At 61.4% G+C, this 19,163-nt stretch carries 21 protein-coding genes; 15 read left to right on the top strand and 6 right to left on the bottom strand.

Going from position 1 to position 19,163, the window contains the following annotated elements:
* Positions 1-116 precede the first annotated feature (116 nt).
* From J4721_RS06515 to rpsF, 4 genes are all read right to left on the bottom strand, one after another.
* Positions 117-299: a hypothetical protein gene (locus J4721_RS06515; protein WP_027247172.1), complete on the bottom strand. Its 183-nt coding sequence runs from the start codon at positions 297-299 to the stop codon at positions 117-119.
* Positions 300-528: 229 nt separating this feature from the next.
* The gene (gene rplI, locus J4721_RS06510) at positions 529-1,146 is read right to left on the bottom strand and encodes a 50S ribosomal protein L9 (protein ID WP_014874886.1); all 618 of its coding nucleotides are present in this window, start codon (positions 1,144-1,146) and stop codon (positions 529-531) included.
* A 12-nt stretch (positions 1,147-1,158) separates the two neighbouring features.
* Complete coding sequence (gene rpsR, locus J4721_RS06505; protein ID WP_005982441.1) at positions 1,159-1,386, bottom strand: 30S ribosomal protein S18; 228 nt, start codon at positions 1,384-1,386, stop codon at positions 1,159-1,161.
* Between the two features lie 28 nt (positions 1,387-1,414).
* The gene (gene rpsF, locus J4721_RS06500; RefSeq protein WP_014874885.1) at positions 1,415-1,768 is read right to left on the bottom strand and encodes a 30S ribosomal protein S6; all 354 of its coding nucleotides are present in this window, start codon (positions 1,766-1,768) and stop codon (positions 1,415-1,417) included.
* 625 nt (positions 1,769-2,393) lie between these two features.
* Here rpsF and J4721_RS06495 point away from each other — a divergent pair.
* The 3 genes from J4721_RS06495 to J4721_RS06485 all read left to right on the top strand — a co-directional run bounded on the left by J4721_RS06495 (position 2,394) and on the right by J4721_RS06485 (position 4,740).
* Complete coding sequence (locus tag J4721_RS06495; RefSeq protein ID WP_027247174.1) at positions 2,394-2,990, top strand: hypothetical protein; 597 nt, start codon at positions 2,394-2,396, stop codon at positions 2,988-2,990.
* Positions 2,991-3,215: 225 nt separating this feature from the next.
* Positions 3,216-3,791 carry a YceI family protein gene (locus J4721_RS06490; RefSeq protein ID WP_014874883.1) on the top strand — a complete coding sequence of 192 codons (576 nt, stop codon included), beginning with the start codon at positions 3,216-3,218 and terminating at the stop codon, positions 3,789-3,791.
* A 190-nt stretch (positions 3,792-3,981) separates the two neighbouring features.
* On the top strand, positions 3,982-4,740 hold the full coding sequence (locus J4721_RS06485; protein ID WP_211002447.1) for a hypothetical protein: 759 nt from the start codon (positions 3,982-3,984) through the stop codon (positions 4,738-4,740).
* An 86-nt stretch (positions 4,741-4,826) separates the two neighbouring features.
* Here J4721_RS06485 and J4721_RS06480 read toward each other — a convergent pair whose 3' ends face one another.
* Positions 4,827-6,122 (bottom strand): cytochrome b/b6 domain-containing protein, encoded by a 1,296-nt coding sequence (locus J4721_RS06480; protein ID WP_211002448.1) that lies wholly within the window; start codon positions 6,120-6,122, stop codon positions 4,827-4,829.
* Between the two features lie 186 nt (positions 6,123-6,308).
* Between J4721_RS06480 and fabD the strand changes: the two genes are divergently transcribed.
* The 4 genes from fabD to J4721_RS06460 all read left to right on the top strand — a co-directional run bounded on the left by fabD (position 6,309) and on the right by J4721_RS06460 (position 9,842).
* Positions 6,309-7,241, top strand: coding sequence for an ACP S-malonyltransferase (gene fabD, locus J4721_RS06475; RefSeq protein ID WP_211002449.1), 933 nt, complete (start codon positions 6,309-6,311; stop codon positions 7,239-7,241).
* An 86-nt stretch (positions 7,242-7,327) separates the two neighbouring features.
* Complete coding sequence (fabG, locus tag J4721_RS06470) at positions 7,328-8,065, top strand: 3-oxoacyl-ACP reductase FabG (RefSeq protein ID WP_014880178.1); 738 nt, start codon at positions 7,328-7,330, stop codon at positions 8,063-8,065.
* Between the two features lie 635 nt (positions 8,066-8,700).
* Complete coding sequence (locus J4721_RS06465) at positions 8,701-8,934, top strand: acyl carrier protein (RefSeq protein ID WP_005982462.1); 234 nt, start codon at positions 8,701-8,703, stop codon at positions 8,932-8,934.
* A gap of 164 nt (positions 8,935-9,098) precedes the next feature.
* The gene (locus tag J4721_RS06460) at positions 9,099-9,842 is read left to right on the top strand and encodes a HisA/HisF-related TIM barrel protein (RefSeq protein ID WP_014874878.1); all 744 of its coding nucleotides are present in this window, start codon (positions 9,099-9,101) and stop codon (positions 9,840-9,842) included.
* A 218-nt stretch (positions 9,843-10,060) separates the two neighbouring features.
* Here the strand turns inward: J4721_RS06460 and J4721_RS06455 are convergent, their stop codons facing one another.
* A complete protein-coding gene (locus J4721_RS06455) occupies positions 10,061-10,981 on the bottom strand; it encodes a PilZ domain-containing protein (protein ID WP_244915676.1) in 921 nt (306 codons plus the stop codon).
* Positions 10,982-11,332: 351 nt separating this feature from the next.
* Between J4721_RS06455 and fabF the strand changes: the two genes are divergently transcribed.
* The 8 genes from fabF (at position 11,333) to J4721_RS06415 (ending at position 19,133) form a co-directional block, all read left to right on the top strand.
* Positions 11,333-12,598 carry a beta-ketoacyl-ACP synthase II gene (gene fabF, locus J4721_RS06450; protein ID WP_014874876.1) on the top strand — a complete coding sequence of 422 codons (1,266 nt, stop codon included), beginning with the start codon at positions 11,333-11,335 and terminating at the stop codon, positions 12,596-12,598.
* The gene (gene mltG, locus J4721_RS06445; protein ID WP_211002497.1) at positions 12,598-13,752 is read left to right on the top strand and encodes an endolytic transglycosylase MltG; all 1,155 of its coding nucleotides are present in this window, start codon (positions 12,598-12,600) and stop codon (positions 13,750-13,752) included. Before fabF ends, mltG begins: the two co-directional genes overlap by 1 nt.
* Positions 13,753-14,044: 292 nt before the next feature.
* Complete coding sequence (locus J4721_RS06440) at positions 14,045-14,386, top strand: hypothetical protein (RefSeq protein ID WP_036767253.1); 342 nt, start codon at positions 14,045-14,047, stop codon at positions 14,384-14,386.
* Positions 14,358-15,650 carry a DNA-packaging protein gene (locus J4721_RS06435; RefSeq protein WP_211002498.1) on the top strand — a complete coding sequence of 431 codons (1,293 nt, stop codon included), beginning with the start codon at positions 14,358-14,360 and terminating at the stop codon, positions 15,648-15,650. The genes J4721_RS06440 and J4721_RS06435 overlap by 29 nt, the downstream gene beginning before the upstream one ends.
* 192 nt (positions 15,651-15,842) lie before the next feature.
* Positions 15,843-17,036, top strand: coding sequence for a phage portal protein (locus J4721_RS06430; RefSeq protein WP_102858639.1), 1,194 nt, complete (start codon positions 15,843-15,845; stop codon positions 17,034-17,036).
* Positions 17,029-17,247: a hypothetical protein gene (locus J4721_RS06425; RefSeq protein WP_096871433.1), complete on the top strand. Its 219-nt coding sequence runs from the start codon at positions 17,029-17,031 to the stop codon at positions 17,245-17,247. The genes J4721_RS06430 and J4721_RS06425 overlap by 8 nt, the downstream gene beginning before the upstream one ends.
* Before the next feature lie 35 nt (positions 17,248-17,282).
* Positions 17,283-17,900, top strand: a complete 618-nt coding sequence (locus J4721_RS06420) for an HK97 family phage prohead protease (RefSeq protein ID WP_211002450.1) — start codon at positions 17,283-17,285, stop codon at positions 17,898-17,900.
* Between the two features lie 48 nt (positions 17,901-17,948).
* A complete protein-coding gene (locus tag J4721_RS06415; RefSeq protein ID WP_211002451.1) occupies positions 17,949-19,133 on the top strand; it encodes a phage major capsid protein in 1,185 nt (394 codons plus the stop codon).
* Positions 19,134-19,163 lie beyond the last annotated feature (30 nt).

Raw genomic sequence — 19,163 nt, 5'->3', positions numbered from 1 at the left:
GACGCGCATGAACCGGGCACAGCCCCGTCCCAACACGGCTCCCGTGCCTGCGGCCCGCTTGGGATGCACATGCAAAGGGGCCGCGAGGGGGAGCCTTCGCGGCTCCGCCTGCGCTGTCAGGGCTGAATGAACCTGTGCGGATTGTGTTGGGTCAGCTCCGCCGTGATCAATTCCGGTGGCACCAGATTGCTGATTGCCTCGCCCTTATGGCGCGGATTTTCAAAGCTGAATCCCCGCAGCAGCCGCAACAGCAACCGGCGGCGCAATGCAGTTTCTTCCCGGATCAGTTCCTCTTCCATGGTCACCCCCAGATGACTGAATATCGTCGAGCACAGATGCGAGGGCACAAGCCCCGGCGGGGTCCAAGACTGGCAGAAACCACCGAAGATGAGATTACCAGCGCAGAGTTTATGCGGCGAGTTTGAAGCGAGTTTGATCTGTCTGCGCCCGCAGGATATCAGGCGGCATACGAAAAAGGCCGCCCCGGATGGAGCGGCCTTTCTCAATGTCGGATAGATCCAATGCCGATCAGGCGTTGGTCTCTTCGTCGTCGCTTGCAGCCGGGGCTGCATCATCGTCGTCGTCAGAAGCGGCAGAGCCGATATCGTCGAACAGCTCGGAGATTTCGAATTCAGCAGCGGCTTCTTCTTCAGCGGCCAGCTCTTGAATCGATTTGCCCGAGGCCTGCAGCTCAGCTTCTTCAGCCGAACGTGCAACGTTCAGTTTGATCTGAACTTCGACTTCAGGGTGCAGCTTCACAACAACGCTGTGCAGGCCCAGATCCTTGATCGGCGAGAGCAGAGCGATCTGCTTCTTGTCGACCGAGAAACCTTCTTCGGTGGCTGCGTCTGCGGCGTCACGGGGGGTGACGGAACCGTAGAGCGCGCCCGCGTCAGAAGCGGAGCGAATCACGATGAACTGCTGACCGTCCAGCTTTTCAGCCAGAGCTTCCGCTTCTTTTTTGGTTTCCAGGTTGCGCGCTTCAAGCTGCGCTTTCTGGTCCTCAAAACGAGCGATGTTGTTCTGCGACGCGGTCAGCGCCTTGCCTTGCGGCAGCAGGAAGTTGCGAGCATAGCCGGGCTTGACGTCCACGACTTCGCCCATTTGGCCCAGCTTGGCCACACGTTCCAGAAGGATAACTTGCATGTGCTTATCTCCTTACTTCACGGCGTAGGGCAGCAGGGCGAGGAAGCGGGCGCGCTTGATAGCACGGGCCAGTTCACGCTGCTTCTTTGCCGAAACGGCGGTGATGCGCGAAGGCACAATCTTACCACGTTCGGAAATGTAGCGCTGCAGAAGACGGGTGTCTTTGTAGTCGATTTTCGGCGCATTGTCGCCCGAGAACGGGCATACTTTACGACGACGGAAAAACGGTTTGGCTGCCATGGTTTAGCGTCCTTTTCTCAAGCGTTGATCAGCGGCGCTCACGACGCGAGTCGCGCTCATCGCGCTTCTGCATCTGAACCGAGGGGCCGTCTTCATGTGCGTCAACCTTGATGGTCAGAACGCGCATAACGTCATCATGCAGGCGCATCAGACGCTCCATTTCCTGGATCGCCGCTGCGGATGCATCGGTCTTCAGGAAGGAGTAGTGGCCCTTACGATTTTTGTTGATCTTATAGGCCATCGTCTTGACGCCCCAGTACTCGCTGTCGACCAGGCTACCGCCGTTGTCGGACAGAACAGCACCGAAATGTTCGATGAGGCCTTCAGCTTGCGAGTTGGACAGGTCCTGACGCGCAATCATGACATGCTCGTAGAGTGGCATGTGAACTCCAGTTTGTGTCTAGGCGCATTTCATAGACGGGGCGGTTGATCCTTCCGCTGCCCTGTCACGAGAGTCTGCGCGGATCGAAAATGTCGCGGAAGGAAGCCCCCATATACAGGTTGCCGACAAAAGGGCAAGACCCGTTTCCCGGCAGCCCTTGTCCGCGCGGGTTTTCGGCGGCGATTAGGCCGTGCGGGGCCGGTTCAGCGTATGTGAACCAAATTTTAGCAAAATCATGCCATTCTGAAGATGGCCAGAAGATTTTGAATGGATCCAGTGCGGCAACCACGGGTGCCGCCCCCATCAGCCCCCGCCTGAGGGGGGCACTGATCAAGGCAGTCAATGATCCGGGCAGCCAGCGGGAAACGACGGCGACCACCGGATCCACAATAACCGCCGCTCTGCTGAAATCGTGTCAAAGACGGGCAGGGCAGGACCAACCACTGGGCAATCGCATGGGCGCGACCTGTATTTACCGCAACTCCGCCCCATTTCAGCCCCAATGCTGGCGTCAATCTTGGTTAATGAAGCGTTAACCGGCCAGCCAGACCCAGACCAAAGGCGCAGAAAGCGCCGCAGAGAAGGCAGGACAGACCGACCGCGTTAAGAGTGAGAAGGACCAGAGATGAGCATCATCGAACCATCCGACATCGGGTTTCAGCCTGCGCATCAGCCTCGTTTTGGTCATGCCATGCACGGTACGTCAGCTCAATCCTATGTCAGACAGTCTCGTGCCGCGCGACGTCTGGCGGATCTGGCCCGCTCCACGCCTTTGAACCTGCAAGTACAGGCCAATTGGCCGGTTCGCTCCATTCTGCTGCGCATTCTTGGCGGTGGCATGGTGCTTGGCTCCACGGGGCTGTGGCTGCTGCCCGATGCCGGGGTTGATCCGCAGATGTCGCTGATCCGGATCGGGATTTCCATCGCCTTCCTCTTTGTCGGTCTGATCCTTCTGACCACACATCACCCCGACAGCCAGCCGGAGGCCTGTTTTGACCCGGTCCGCCGCGAGTTGCGGATCCTGCGCAAATCCCGCAATGGAGCCCCCCGCGTTGTCCTGCGCCGCAGCTATGCCAGCCTTGGCGGCGTGCGCCTTTCGGCCAATGCCATTTCGGTGCTGGACAGCGATGGCTCCGTTCTGATGGACCTGCCGATTGACAGCGCGGACACCCGTCTGCGGCTGCGCGATCAGCTCAATGGCGCCTTGCCCATTCTCAGCTGACCGCCCCGGCAGAAACCACCCCAACAGGCGGCGCTATTGCCGATCTGTTCCGGCCCATTTCATACCGCGACCCATCACAACTGCGCGAGAACCCGCCGCTCTGCACAGATGCAGCTTTGGTTGTTCATCTGAACACAGATAGTGTTGGGTTTTGCGGGCTTCCCTTTCGGGCGAGAAAATCCTCAACTGGGAAGTGATGTTACACGGTCCAATGGAGCCAAAATCATGAAAACCACTCTTCTCGCTGCCGCCCTGATGGGCGCTGCCGCCACCACTGCCTTTGCTGCGCCCGAAGCCTATAACCTGGATGCAAGCCACAGCCAGGTGGTGTTCAGCTACAACCACCTTGGGTTCTCCACCACCTATGGCATGTTCTCCGGCTTTGAGGGCGAGATTGCCTTTGATCAGGAAAACCCCGAAGCCTCCAGCGTCTCCGTCTCGATGCCGGCAAAATCCATGCTGACTGGCTGGGAAGGGCGTTTTGACCACTTTATGTCGAAGGATTTCTTTGGTGCCGATGACAAGGAGATGATCACCTTCACCTCCACCGGCATTAAGGTGACCGGCGAGAATACCGCTGAAATCACCGGCGATCTGACCCTGAACGGAGTCACCAAATCGGTGGTTCTGGACGCCAAACTGAATCAGGTTGGCGATCACCCGATGGCGGGCAAGCCCTGGGCCGGTTTCGACGCCACCACCACGCTGCTGCGCTCCGACTACGAACTGGGCAAATTCGCCCCCTTCGTCAGCGATGAGGTCGATGTGAAGATCTCGGTTGAGGCGATGAAGGCCGAATAAGCCGGAGACCACATCACGGTGCGACCATAAGGCTCACTGCGCGTAACCAGAAACCGCCGCCCCAAAGGGTGGCGGTTTTTTCTCGACACAGCACGTTGGTCCACTTTGAGCCCAAACTGTAAGATGCTGCGCTTGACGCCAATGTCTGCTAACTTCGAATTCAAGGGTTTCAGCTAGGGTTTGTTTTGAATTGAGACTATCCATCGCCGTTTTCGCTGCGCTCTTTTGGTTTGGGGTTTCATCACCCGTCCAAGCGCATTCGCCCTACTTTGGCCAAAGCGAGAGGATTGAACATCCAAAATTTGGCGTTGTTGAGTTCGCCGTTCTATACGGCGACGGCATATTCTTCGCTGATCCCTCGCAAGTAGTAGCACTTGATAGCGAAGGATATTTGCTTGCTGCAACGCCGCAGTCAAAGGCATTACTCATCCAATGCGACAGATCAGTCAGCCCACCAGATTGCCGGATTTACGATGAATTGCAGGGCGTTGTTCTTGAGCCCGACTACAAACAGTGGGCGCGGGGCAGAATAATTGAAGAAGAAGGCAGGCCGCCCCGTGACGCATATCCAGAATACATGGACATACATTATGGTTTTTCCAAGCGCCCCGCGACGCCTATAGAAAAACTCAGATTTGAGATGGCCGGGGTTTGGGGTTCCCTTACGGGTAGCGCTTTGTCAGTGCTCTGGTGGGTTGTGACTTGGTCGCTTTTAACGCGTCTCACGTGGAAATGGAAACGCAATGGCTGGCAGCTAAGACCTTTCAAAACTACGGTGTTCGCACTGGCTGTTCTTGGTCTTGCAGTGTTCATAGGAATGAGCTTCTTGGCCGCCTACGGCTGGCTGCTATCGCCGTACTCACCCTACTTCTTCGCATTTGCTTTCATATTGGGGGCGCTGATCGCTACAATCCTGACGCGACCCAAAGCAGTCGTTCAGCGAGATTGACCCAGCGTCCGGTTTGTCCCGCATAGCTGACCAAGACTCTGTGTGCATACCCTCATCCACCGGCCGTGTGCCTGCTACAGTCCCCCTCACGGCGCGCGGCTGGCGGTCAGGTCGACGGCGATGGTCACCGCATAGGCCAGAGAGCCTTCGTCCTGCACACCGCGCCCGATGTTAAAATCCAGCCGGTTCACTTCGGCGCTGCCGGACATCACCGCGGTGTCACCGTTCAGATCCAGCGTGAAGGGCAGGCGCAGTGGCACCTCCTGGTCGCGGATGCGCAGGGTGCCGTCAGCGACATAGCCCTCCGCCAGCTTCTCAATCTCGGCGCGGAACTCGGCGGAGGGGTGGCTGGCACTGTCGAAATAATCCGGCCCCATCGCCTGATCGGTGACCGATCCCAGCATCAGCGACGGGATCGCCACGGAGACGGTGACAGTGCCTGCAGGGCCGGGGGTGTTTGGCTCCTCAAACTCAATACTTGCCTGCCATTGGTCGAACTGACCGCGCACTTCACTGCCCATCTGTACGATGGCGATGGCCAGCGTGCCGTCCTGAACCACCCAGCCGCCAGCGGGCATTGTGTCGGTATCCGTGCCTGCCTCGTGGTCATGGTCATGCCCGTGGGCAGTATCGGTGTCGGCCGGCGCGTGGCTATGCGGCGCATAAAGCCCGAAGGCCCCCCCGCCCGCCAGCACCAGACCCCAGATTGCCAGCGCCACCAGAAACGGCAGGGCACCATGGGGCGTTTCGGTCTGGGCGGTGACCTCAGGTGCGCGCCCCGGCAGCATCCGGCGCAGGGTGGCGTCGCGGTCAATCACCTCATGTTTCAGCGCACCGGCAATATGCAGCCCCAACGCCACCGCAAGGGTCCAGACAAACAGCCAGTGCAGCCCGCCAAACACCGCAGCCACCGCCTCTGATTTCGGCACGAACGGCAGATCCTGACCAAACGGCCACCAGATCGGCGCAAAGCCGGTGGTCGCTGCGTGGTGGATCCAGCCCGTCAGCGGCGCGGCAACCAGCGCACCATACAGCAGCCAATGCACCACCTCAGCCAGCACTGTCTCCGCCCGTCGCTCCGGATGCAGCGGCACCGGCTTGGGCTGGCTCAGCGCCCAGAGAATGCGCAGCAGCGCGGTCAGAAACAGCGCCAGTCCCAGGGTTTTGTGCAGCGAGAACAGCAGCGCCGCGCGGGTCAGCGTCGCCTGCGCGCCGTCGAAATCGGCGCTCTGGATGTGATGTGCCAGATCATTCGCGAAATACCCCAACGGGAACACCGCCAGCATCAAGAGGGCGGTCAGCCAGTGAAACCCCTTGGCGACGCTGCCATAATGGCGGGCGGTGTTGTGGCGGGCGGCGGGAGAGCTGGCAGGGGAGGACACGTCAGGAAAAACCTTCTCTTCGGGAGCGACAGGATTACCCTATCTTCTCAGCAGACTGAGACAACACGCATCTCTGTCACCTGATGCACAGGCTTGGTGCGCCCGCGCGAAGGCTGTGCTTGTACGCAGCGTCACCTGCGTCTAAACCCGGTGCAACGCAGATGTGCAGAGAAGATGAGGTCTCAGATGACAATTGCATTCGTGTTTCCAGGGCAGGGCGCGCAGACCATCGGGATGGGCAAGGCGCTGGCCGAGGCCTATCCGGCGGCCAAAGCGGTCTTTGACGAGGTGGATGCCGCACTGGGAGAGGCGCTGAGCCAGCTGATCTGGGACGGGGATATCGACACCCTGACCCTTACCCAGAACGCTCAGCCGGCGCTGATGGCGACCTCGCTCGCCGCTATGCGCGCGCTTGAGGCTGAGGGTGTCAGCATCGATAAGGCCGCCTTTGTCGCCGGTCACAGCCTCGGTGAGTATTCCGCATTGGCCGCAGCCGGTGCGATTTCGGTGGCCGATACAGCGCGCCTGCTGCGCACCCGTGGTCAGGCCATGCAAAGCGCCGTGCCGGTGGGTGAGGGCGCAATGGCCGCCATTCTGGGGCTGGACCTTGAGGCCGTGCGTGCCGTCGCTGAGGAGGCCGCGCAAGGCGAGGTCTGTCAGGCCGCCAATGACAATGACCCGACCCAGGTGGTGGTTTCGGGAGCCAAGGCTGCCGTCGAGCGCGCCGCTGAGATCGCCAAGGAAAAAGGCGCGAAACGCGCCGTAATGCTGCCGGTCTCCGCCCCGTTCCACTGCGCCCTGATGCAGCCTGCCGCCAATGTCATGGCCGAGGCGCTGGCCGGGGTCGCCATCACATCCCCCGCCGTGCCTCTGATCGCCAATGTGCGCGCCGATGCGGTGACGGATCCGGATGAGATCCGCAAACTGCTGGTCGAACAGGTGACCGGCTCGGTGCGCTGGCGTGAAAGCGTGCAGTCCATGGCCGCCAAAGGTGTGACCGAGTTCTGGGAAATCGGCGCGGGCAAGGCGCTGTCCGGCATGATCCGCAAGATCGACCGCAATCTCACCAGCCGTCAGGTCGGCACTGCTGAGGAAGTGGCAGCCATCACCGCGGGCTGAACGCGGAATTTTCATTAAAATTCCGGCCCGTTTTCTTCCAAAGAAAACGGCGGACCGCGGGCCGGGGATGAGACAAAGGAAACCATATGTTTGATCTGACTGGCAAATCTGCCCTCATCACCGGGGCATCTGGCGGCATCGGTGGTGATATCGCCCGTGCGCTGCACGCCTCTGGCGCCACTGTTGGCCTCTCTGGCACCCGCGAAGCGCCGTTGCAGGAACTGGCGGCCGAACTGGGGGAGCGCGCGCATGTGCTGCCTTGCAATCTCTCGGATGCAGAGGCGGTCGAGGCGTTGCCGAAACAGGCCATCGCGGCGATGGGATCGGTTGATATTCTGGTCAACAACGCCGGTATCACCCGTGACAATCTCTTCATGCGGATGAAGGATGAGGAATGGGCCAGCGTGCTGGAGGTGAACCTGACCTCTACCATGCGCCTGTGCCGGGGTGTTCTGCGCGGCATGATGAAGGCACGCTGGGGCCGGATCATCAATATCTCTTCCATCGTGGGGGCGACGGGCAACCCCGGTCAGGGCAATTATGCCGCCGCCAAGGCCGGCATGGTCGGCATGTCGAAATCGCTGGCCTATGAGGTCGCCAACCGGGGCATTACCGTCAATGCCGTGGCGCCCGGCTTTATCGCCACCGCCATGACCGACAAGCTGAACGACGCCCAGAAAGACGCGATCCTGACCCAGATCCCCAGCGGTCGCATGGGCAACCCTGAGGAAATCGCCTCAGCCGTGTTGTATCTGGCCAGCGCTGAAGCAGGCTATGTCACTGGCACCACGCTGCATGTGAACGGCGGTATGGCGATGCTCTGATCTGGGGCTGAGAGCTCTTTGGATGAGGCGCCAGACGCCCGAGTCACTTGCCCCGTCTCCGGTCGTCCGGCGGCGGGGTTTTTCATTGTAAGTCCCTAACCGCAACCGAGCCGATATGTGATGCGGATGCCTCAGGACTTGTGCCGGATCCCGGCCCGCCTCGGTGGTGATTTGCGGGAGATTTCGGGTCATTTTGCGATGGGTTTGCGTATGATTGCACTAAGTATGCGGGCGAAACGCTGCCTTGCGAACCGGTGCATCTGGCTGAAACCCGCTGAAAAATAATGCAAAAATCATACCGTTGATCCACATGGGATGAAAAATATCGCATACAAGTCTTGCATGTGCCGCCGCCTGTGGCCAAATGCTCACCCTGTTGCCTGAGCCCCAGGTGACAGGCTTCGGGTCGGCGGGTGCAGTGATGCTGCGAAACCGTTTGCCTCTGCGTCGGTCTGTGTTATAGGCGGCGCATATTCGCCATCTGCGGGTCCGTGCCGGACCGGCAGGGGCACGTTCCGCTATGCGGAACACGATCGCCCGCATCGGGCACAACCACGCCGCCCCGAGCGGGCAAGGGCAGAACCGGGCGAAGGCCTGACAAACCGGGCGAATGCCTGAAAAGATGAGGAATTGACATGAGCGACGTCGCAGACCGCGTAAAAAAGATCGTTGTGGAACACCTGGGTGTTGAAGAAGACAAAGTGACCGAGAACGCGTCGTTCATCGATGATCTGGGCGCAGACAGCCTGGACACCGTTGAGCTGGTTATGGCCTTCGAAGAAGAGTTCGGCATCGAAATCCCCGATGACGCAGCCGAGACCATCCAGACCTTTGGCGATGCGGTGAAGTTCATCAGCGAAGCTTCCTGATCTCACCTAATTGGTGACGATTGCAGACGGCGCTTTCCAAGCAGGAAGGCGCCGTTTTGCGTTTGTGGACGTTTCCGACCCATGCGAGGTCGGGTTTTCTCCTTAGGGGTGATCGGTCTCCGTGCTAGCCTTGGCGAAACTGCCGACGACAGGAGGGCATTGCGATGATGATCTACCCCACGATGGAGCTGAAGGACGGGCGCTGCGTGACGCTGGACAAGGGGCGGCTTGATACCGCCATGGTCTGGCATGTGGACCCGGTGGCCACCGCTTGCAGCTTTGCGGCGGATGGTGCCGAATGGATGCATCTGACAGATTTCGATGCCATCGAAGGCGACAACCGCAATGCCGGGCTGGTGGAGGAAATCATCCGCACCGCAGGCATTCCAGTGCAGTTGGGCGGCGGGATGCGCAGCCGCGAGCATGTCGAACATTGGATCGACAAGGGGGCAGGCCGGGTTGTGGTTGGTACCCTGGCCGCGCAGGATCCGGAGATGGTGCGCATGTTGACCCGTCTCTACCCCGATCAGATCGTGCTGGCGGTGGATGTCTGGGAAGGTCAGGTGATGACCGATGGCTGGCGTCAGGCCGGGTCATTCACGCCCGAAGCCTTTATCGAAGCCTTTGCCGATTGCCCCTTTGCAGGGATCATCATCACCGACATCGAAAGCGATATGAGCGATGTAGAGGCGCAGCTGGGTCTGATCGCGGGGCTGGCAGAGAAGGCCCGCACACCGGTGATCGCCAGCGGTGTCGTGCGCACTGCTGATGATGTGGCGCGGTTGAAATACATCGGCTCGGTCTCCGGAACGCTGGTCGGGCGGGCGCTGTTCCGCAAGACATTGACACTGGCCGAAGCGCTGGAGGAAGCGGCCCCCAGCCGCGAACCCGTGGCTGAGTTCCGCTGATCCAATCAGGATCGGGCCAGGATCGTGCTGAAAATGTGCGACGATGGTGCAAGGATCGCAGGATCCACTACCCAAAGGAGGCTGCGTAGGCGACTGCGCAGCCTTTCGCCATCTTGCGTTGCTGTGTTTTGGTGGCGCGCAATCCGCGCATCAGGCCGGGTGTGATGATCTGGGTGTGATGATCCGGGTGCGATAATCCGGGGCTGGGCGTCCGGGGGTCAGCCAGAGACGGCGCTGTTGGTCTCCAGGTCCGGTGGCGTGTCGCCGCGCGCAAACCCTCGCTTGGCAGGCGATGGCGCCCGGCGGAATCCAGCCAGAGTTTTCACCACATCTCGGGGCAATCGGTCCTTGAACTGAATGCCAAAATAATTGGCGTTGCACCATTGGACCTGGCCAGACAGGTCAACCTGAGGCGCATCTTTGGGCAGATTCAGCGAGATCTTATCCCCGACAGCACAGATAACATCGGATTTGATCTTTGCTCCTTCCTGGCTGATGTCCAGAAGTGTGGCCTCCGCTTCCTCTTCTGCATACAGCAGATGGCAGTCCAGATTGCAGGTATGGCGCTTGCGCCGCCGCTTCAGCGTGGTCATGCGCCGCTCAAACAGGATAAAGCAAAGCGCTCCGAACGCCACCAATCCCAGCGAGCCCGCCGCCGCGGTGGTGCTGGAAATCTGCCCAAGCGCGGGCAGCGCGCCTAAATTGCCATCCGTGGTCCCTTTCTTATGGGCGTTCTGGCAGGGCATACGTGCCAGCTCCCGGCGATAGGCGGCCAGGGTTTCGCGAGCGAACAGCTTGATCGACGTCCGCTCCGCCGTGCGCCGATCCTTGATTGACAGAACCCGCAGCAGGCTGCGCTGCTGGGCGATCAGGTTGTGCGTGGCCTTGGACAGCTCATTCAGCTCTTCGCGCTGCATGCCACGATGCAGCTCCGTCTTGGTGGTGTTGGACAAAAACCGTTCCAACTCCTGCACGGCGCGCGAATTGCTGCCGGTGCGCAGGTAGTTCAGCATCTCCTCACTGGCGAGTGTCAGTGTCATCAATTTGTTGAACACCCGGCATTCCCGTGCGGCCAGCGGTTCGGCGCCCAGGAAAAAACTGGTCACTATCAGAAGGGCGAACAGGCTCACCCCCCACATGCGCGAAGGGCGGCGCTGTGCTGCTCGCCGCCCCTGTTGCAAATCGGGGTCCGATGACGCGGGGCGTCTGAATAATAACTGAATATACACCATTTACGCCTTGCCCCAGAGCCGTAGATCCAGATTTTGCGCCCCGTCAGTCGGGCGCGACATGTTGCGTCGCAGATGCCGTTGAGCCGGGATGACCCGGAGAGACGCCGCGAAACACCCTAGGGATACCTTCGTGAGGTTAATTGCAATCTAAGGGCGTCATTAAAATACCGTAAAACCGCGCGACTGTTCCGGCTCTTGCACCTTTGCGCCAATCCAAGCTATTTGGAGACAAATTGCCGAGGCAAAGGAGGGCAAGAAATGCGTCGAGTAGTAGTCACCGGACTGGGCCTGGTCACACCGCTGGCCAGCGGCGTCGAAGAAAGCTGGTCACGGTTGCTGGACGGGCAGTCCGGCGCGGGTCCGATCACGCATTTTGATGCGGTCGAAAGCGGTGTCGCAACCACATATGCCTGCGAAGTGCCGCGTGGCGATGGCTCCGAGGGGACCTTCAACCCTGACGACTGGGTGGTGAAGAAAGACCAGAAGAAGATTGATGATTTCATCCTCTACGGCATTGCCGCCGCTGATATGGCCGTGCGTGATGCAGGTTGGACGCCCGAGGATGAGGCAAGCCGCCTGCGCACCGGCGTGATGATCGGCTCCGGCATCGGGGGTCTCAGCTCGATCGCGGACACCGCCGTGATGATCAAGGAAAAAGGCCCGCGCCGGGTCTCGCCCTTCTTTATTCCCGGCGCGCTGATCAACCTGATTTCAGGTCAGGTCTCGATCCGCTTTGGCTTCAAGGGTCCGAACCACTCCGTTGTGACCGCGTGTTCGACCGGCGCCCACGCCATTGGCGATGCGGCCCGTCTGATCAAATCCGGTGACGCCGACGTGATGATTGCAGGCGGTGCCGAGGCGGCAATCTGCGAAATCGGCATCGCGGGCTTTAACGCCTGCAAGGCGCTGTCCACCAAACGCGCGGATGACCCTAAGGCAGCCTCGCGCCCCTATGACGCCGACCGTGACGGTTTTGTCATGGGTGAGGGCGCCGGCATTGTGGTGCTGGAAGACTATGAGCACGCCAAGGCCCGTGGCGCCAAGATCTATGCCGAGGTGCTGGGCTATGGCCTGTCCGGCGATGCCTATCATATCACCGCGCCGTCTGAGAACGGCGAAGGCGGCGAACGCTCCATGCGGGCGGCGCTGGCCAATGCAGGGCTTGAGCCGAAGGATATCGACTACATCAACGCCCATGGCACGTCCACGATGGCCGATACCATCGAACTGGGCGCGGTTGAGCGGATGATGGGCGATGCCGCAGGCAAGGTCACTATGTCCTCCACCAAATCCGCCACCGGCCACCTTCTGGGCGCGGCTGGCGCGATTGAGGCGATCTTCTCCATTCTCGCGATCCGGGATCAGGTGGCACCGCCCACCATCAATCTGGACAATCCGGCAGTGGACACGGCGGTTGACCTTGCCCCCAATGCCAAGCGTGAGCGCGAGATCAACGTGGCGCTGTCGAATTCCTTCGGGTTTGGCGGCACCAATGCGTCGGTCCTGTTCGGAAAGCCTGAGTGATGTGGCGCAGCCTCGCCTCTAATATGCTGACGGTCCTGGTGGTGGTGCTGTTCCTGCTGGGCGGCGTCATTCTCTGGGGGCAGTCGCAATACACCTCGGAAGGTCCGCTCGAGAGCGCGATCTGCCTGCGGGTGCCGTCGGGCAGCAACATGACCAAGGTCAGCCGCAACCTGCAAGAGCAGGGCGCGATCAGCTCTGGTCCGTTGTTTCGGATCGGGGTGCGTTATTCTGAAAAGACTGATCAGCTGAAGGCCGGCAGCTACCTGGTGCCTGCCGGGGCCTCCATGGATGCCATCGTTGAGCAGATCACCCGGGGCGGTGCCAGCAGCTGCGGCACTGAGATCGTCTATCGCGTGGGCGTGACCCGCGTGCTGGCCGAGGTGCGCGAACTGGATCCGGCCACCAACCGCTTTGTTGAGCGCGCGGAATTCGTGCCCGGCGTCGATGAGGTGCCAGCCGTCTACGAAGAGAAGAAAGCCGACGCCGACACCCGCTACCGCATTGCGCTGGCAGAAGGGGTGACCAGCTGGCAGGTGGTGGACTCCCTGAAGGCGATGGATATCCTCGACGGCGATCCGGGCACGCGCCCGGCGGAGGGGATGCTGGCACCCGACAGCTATGAGGTCTCCCCCGGTGACAATCGCGCCGAGATCCTGGCCGAGATGCAGGAGCGTCAGGTGCTGCGCATCAATGCTGCCTGGGAAAACCGCTCGGACCGTGCGGCCGTCACCAGCCCGGAGGAGATGCTGATCCTCGCGTCGATCATCGAGAAGGAAACCGGTGTCGCCGAGGAACGTCGTCAGGTGGCGTCGGTCTTCACCAACCGTCTCAACCGTGGCATGCGGCTGCAGACGGACCCGACAGTGATCTATGGCGTCACCAAAGGCGAGGGTGTTCTGGGCCGTGGTCTGCGCCAGAGCGAGCTGCGCCGGGCCACCCCTTGGAACACCTATGTGATCGAAGGGCTGCCGCCGACCCCCATCGCCAATCCCGGCATGGCCAGCCTTGAGGCGGCGGTGGATCCCGATCAGGGCGACTACCTGTTCTTCGTCGCGGATGGCACCGGCGGTCACGCCTTCGCCGTCACGCTGGAAGAGCACAACCGCAATGTTGCGAAATGGCGCGAGATCGAGGCCGAGCGCAACAGCAACTGATCGCAACCGCAGCATAAAACAAATCTGGGAAAGGGACGCTTCGGCGTCCCTTTTTTCATGCGCCGACCCGTTAACTCCATCGTAGCAAATTTGGCTATTTCCTTAACAAAACCGGCAGCTTGCGCACGATACTTCAGGTGGTGAATTTTGACTTTTGCGCTGCTTTATGCCATGCTCTCTAGGCAGCTGGGAAACTGATCGATCCGCCGTGCAGAGACCTCCACCGGTGCCTGCGCCTATGGCTGGATCCGTGGTTTTGCGGATGGAGGTCCATCACTATGAGGCCCCAACCATGAGCACCTACACACCGGAAAATCGGCTGGCGAAGACCGCCGATCTTCTTTTCTCACTCCACAGCTCCATCGAACGGCTCCGGCAGGAGGCCGAGCAGATGCTCGAACGCCTTGCCTGCGATGAGGATGAGGGCGGCAGCACTCCGCGCATCGCCAAATTGGAAAGCCTGATCCGTGACAGCCAGAAAGTGGAGAAAACCCTTGTCGAACAAAGTGAACAGCATCAGGCCGCAGCCGGTCTCGACATCAAGGCCGCCCGCGATGAAATCGAAAACCGGTTGGCTCGCCTGCGCGCCAGCCTCGACGCAGAAGATGTTTCTGGACCGGCTCAGCGATCATGACCTCTGTGCGATGCCCTATGTCTTTGATCTCTGGGCGCTGCCGCATCAACTGCCGCCGGCGGGGGACTGGCGCAGCTGGGTCATCCTTGGCGGACGGGGAGCGGGAAAAACCCGCGCCGGCGCCGAATGGGTGCGCACGCTGGCCGAAGGGGCAACACCGCTGTCCGCTGGCCGCGCCCGCCGCATCGCGCTCCTTGGGGAAACCTACGATCAGGTGCGCGATGTCATGGTGCAGGGCGACAGCGGCCTCCTTGCCTGCACGCCCCCCGATCGCCGCCCAACGTGGAAAGCCACCGAAAGACGGCTGATCTGGCCCAACGGGGCCACCGCGCAGGCGTTTTCGGCCCATGACCCAGAGGCGCTGCGTGGCCCGCAGTTTGATGCCGCCTGGGCGGATGAGCTGGCCAAGTGGAAGCGCGGGCAGGACAGCTGGGACATGCTGCAATTTGCTCTGCGTCTTGGTGACGACCCGCGCGTCTGCGTCACCACAACGCCGCGCAATGTGGGCGTGCTGCGCGATCTGCTTGCCAGCCCCTCCACCGTGCAGACCCATGCCGCAACGGAGGCCAACCGCGCCAATCTGGCCGCCTCCTTCATTGCGGAGGTGCGCACCCGCTACGCAGGTTCCCGCCTTGGCCGACAGGAGCTGGACGGCATCCTGTTGCAGGATGTCGAGGGCGCGCTCTGGACCAATGCCGGGCTGGTTGCGGCGCAGATCGCAAAGGCCCCGACACTGGACCGGGTGGTGGTGGCGGTTGATCCGGCGGTGAGCGCGGGCAAACGCTCCGACGCCTGCGGTATTGTGGTGGTTGGGGCGACGTTGCAGGGGCCACCACAGGACTGGTGCGCCTATGTGCTGGCCGATTGCACCGTGCAGGGGGTTGGCCCGCTGACCTGGGCGCAGGCCGCCATTGATGCGCGCGACCGCTACGGCGCCGACCGCGTGGTCGCCGAGGTCAATCAGGGCGGCGCATTGGTCGAAAGCCTGCTGCGCCAGATTGATCCGCTGGTGCCCTTTACCGCGCTGCATGCCAGCCGGGGCAAGGGCGCGCGGGCGGAACCGGTCTCCGCCCTCTACGAACAGGGCCGGGTGCGTCATGTGCCGGGGCTGGGCGCGCTGGAGGACCAGCTCTGCCAGATGACCCCGCGCGGCTATCTGGGGCAGGGGTCGCCCGACCGGCTGGATGCGCTGGTCTGGGCGGTGCAGGAGCTGATCCTGACCCCGGCCAACCGCCACCGGATGCCCCGTGCGCGCATGTTGTGAGCTGACAATATCCCGCTGACAGCCCCCGAAACGCCCGCAGTGATGCGGGCGTTTTTCGTTTTACCACAGGCGTTTGCCCTGGGTGTTGCGCGCCCGGCGCGCGCCTCGCTCAAATCTTATTCAATCCCGGCAGGCATAAAGGATCACAGCAAACAGGGGCATGGTTCGCCCCTTCAATCAAAGGAGTGGCCCATGGTCTTTGACCTCCTGCGGCGCAAGCAACAGCCCGTCGAAACCAAGACAAGCGCCGCCGCCCGCGTGGTGGCCTGGCATGGCAGCACCGGTGGCGCCGGCTGGAGCCCCCGCGACAGCAGTTCACTGACCCGCAGCGGCTTTGCTGGCAATCCAGTCGGCTACCGCGCCGTCAAGATGATCATTGAGGCCGCCGCCGCCCTGCCGCTGGTCTTGCAGGACGGCACACAGCGCTACGACAGCCACCCATTGCTGGCGCTGCTGGCCCGGCCCAATGCGGCCCAAGGCCGCGCTGAGCTGCTGGAAGCGCTGTTTGGCCACCTGCTGCTGTCGGGCAACGCTTATATTGAGGCGGTCTGCGATCCCGACGGTCGCGACGTATTGCCGGTCGAACTGCATGTACTGCGCCCGGACCGGATGAGCGTGGTGCCCGGCAGCGATGGCTGGCCCGTGGCCTATGATTACAGCGTGTCGGGGCGCAAACACCGCTTTGATGTGACCATGCCCTGCGCCCCGATCTGTCATCTGCGCAGCTTTCACCCGCAGGACGATCACTACGGGTTGTCGCCGATGCAGGCCGCAGCCATGGCGGTGGATGTGCATACCTCGGCGTCGCGCTGGTCCAAGGCGCTTCTGGATAATGCAGCCCGGCCTTCTGGCGCTCTGGTCTGGACTGGCAGCGATGGTCAGGGGCTGATGGCCGAGGATCAGTTTCGCCGCCTAAGTGACGAAATCGAAATGAATTTTCAGGGCGCGCGCAATGCCGGCCGTCCGATGGTTCTGGAAGGCGGGCTGGATTGGAAACCGATGGGGTTTTCGCCCTCGGATATGGAATTTCACCAGACCAAGGACGCCGCCGCGCGTGAAATTGCGCTGGCCTTTGGGGTGCCGCCGATGCTGCTGGGACTGCCGGGCGACGCCACCTATGCCAATTACCAGGAGGCCAACCGCGCCTTTTATCGTCTCACCGTGCTGCCCCTTGTGACGCGTGTCACGGCCACGCTGTCGGACTGGCTGTCGCGCTATCAGGGGTCTGCGGTGACGCTGAAACCGGACCTTGATCAGGTGTCTGCATTGGCCTCCGAACGTGAGGCGCAGTGGCGCCGTGTGGCCAGCGCCGACTTTCTGACCGTGGCAGAAAAACGCCGCCTTCTGGGCCTGCCGCCGCAAGAGGAGGCCGAGCGCGATGACTGAGATCCCGATCCCGCCGTTTGAATGCTCGCCGGGGCTGCGACTCACCGCCCATGAACGCATCGCCGAAATCCAGCAAGAGGCGATGAACCGTCGGCTCGACCGGCTGGAAATGATGATGGAGCGGATGGAAAAACGGCTCTGGCTCACCGTCTACGGCGTTGCTGCGGTCATTCTTGCGCAGGCTTTTCAGTCCTTTTTGGCGGTGCAGTAATACGCATGAATTCAATGAGATATAAGGGGAAGATGATGCGACATGATGAGCATCTGGAACATAAATTCGCCCGCTTCGGCGAGGATCTGACCATCGGGGCTGAGGCCGACGATATGGTTGTGATCAGCGGCTACGCCAGCCTGTTTGGTTGCGTCGATGGCGGCGGTGATCTGGTGCAACCCGGCGCCTATCAGGCGTCCCTCGACCGTCTCTCAAAGGCGGGTATCGCGGTAAAAATGCTCTGGCAGCATGACCCGGCCCAGCCCATCGGTGTCTGGGACGTCGTGCGCGAAGATGCCCGTGGCCTGCATGTCAAAGGTCGCATTCTGACCCGCACCCAAAAGGGCGCCGAGGCTGCGGCGCTGATCGCGGTTGGCGCGCTGGATGGTCTTTCCATCGGCTATCGCACCCGCCGCGCCACCGCGCGCAAAGGCGGCGGTCGCTGCCTCGCGGAACTGGATCTCTGGGAGGTGTCGCTGGTGACCTTCCCGATGTTGCCCACCGCCCGTGTCACCGCCACGGCACAGCCCGTGACTGCCGCCAAATCGACATCCGCTGAGCCGGATCTGAGCGATCCGCGCGAGACACCGCAGATCTGGCGCGAGGTGATCGAGATGTTGCGCAGCGGGGCCAGTCTCGCCCCCCTCGGCTGAGCACATCGCCGTTTCCCGTCTTCTCCAACCGACCCAAAGGACAGACAGATGAGCCACACCCAATCCCATCCGGACCCAACGGCCCACTCCCATGTGGCCCCGCAGGAGGTCAAGCAGGCCGTTGCTGACTTCGTGCATAATTTCAATGGGTTCAAAGACGACATTGCCCTGAAACTGAAACAGACAGAAGAGCGTATGACCATGCTGGATCGCAAATCCCACTTTGCCAATCGTCCCCCTCTGGCCGCTGCTGACCCAGGCGGCGCGCCCCATCAAAAGGCCTTTGATGCCTATCTGCGCTGTGGCGATGACGCCGAGTTGCGCGGCCTGGATCTGGATGCCAAAGCGATGAGTTCAACCGTCAACGGCGATGGTGGCTATCTTGTCGACCCTCAGACCGCCGAGACGGTCAAATCGGTGCTGACCAGCACCGCCTCCATCCGCGCCGTGGCGTCGGTGGTGATGGTAGAGGCGACGTCTTATGACGTGCTGATTGACCATGGTGATGTGGGCTATGGCTGGGCCAATGAGACCGGCGCCTTGACCGAGACATCCACCCCGGTGATCGACCGGATCACCATCCCGCTGCATGAGCTGAGCGCGCTGCCCAAGGCGTCGCAGCGGCTGCTGGATGACAGCGCCTTTGATATCGAGGGATGGCTGGCGGGGCGTATCGCGGATAAATTCTCCCGTGCAGAGGCCGCCGCCTTCATCATGGGGGACGGCAATGACAAGCCGACCGGCATCCTCTACCACCCGGTGGTGGCCAATGGCAGCTGGAGCTGGGGCAACATTGGCTATGTTACCACCGGTGTTGAGGGCGATATCGGCGATGGGGATGCGATCATTGATCTGGTCTATGCGCTTGGCGCGCAGTACCGGGCGAACGCCAGCTTTGTGATGAACTCCAAAACCGCCGGTCTGCTGCGCAAGCTGAAGGATGCCGATGGCCGCTTCCTTTGGTCCGATGGTCTGGCTGCCGCAGAACCGGCGCGGTTGATGGGCTATCCCGTTGTCATTGCTGAGGATATGCCCGACGCCGATGTGAACGGCTATGCGGTGGCCTTTGGCGATTTCGCGGCTGGCTACACCATCGCCGAACGCCCGGATCTGCGGGTGCTGCGCGACCCCTTCAGCGCCAAACCCCATGTGCTGTTCTATGCCACCAAACGTGTGGGCGGTGACGTCAGCGACTTTGCCGCCATCAAGCTGCTGAAATTCGGCCTGAGCTGAGGCTTGGACCGATGGCGGTGCCGGCTCGCC

The sequence above is a fragment of the Phaeobacter sp. HS011 genome, assembly GCF_018101215.1.
GTDB lineage: Bacteria > Pseudomonadota > Alphaproteobacteria > Rhodobacterales > Rhodobacteraceae > Phaeobacter > Phaeobacter inhibens.
This window is presented reverse-complemented; position numbering and strand designations above follow the sequence as displayed.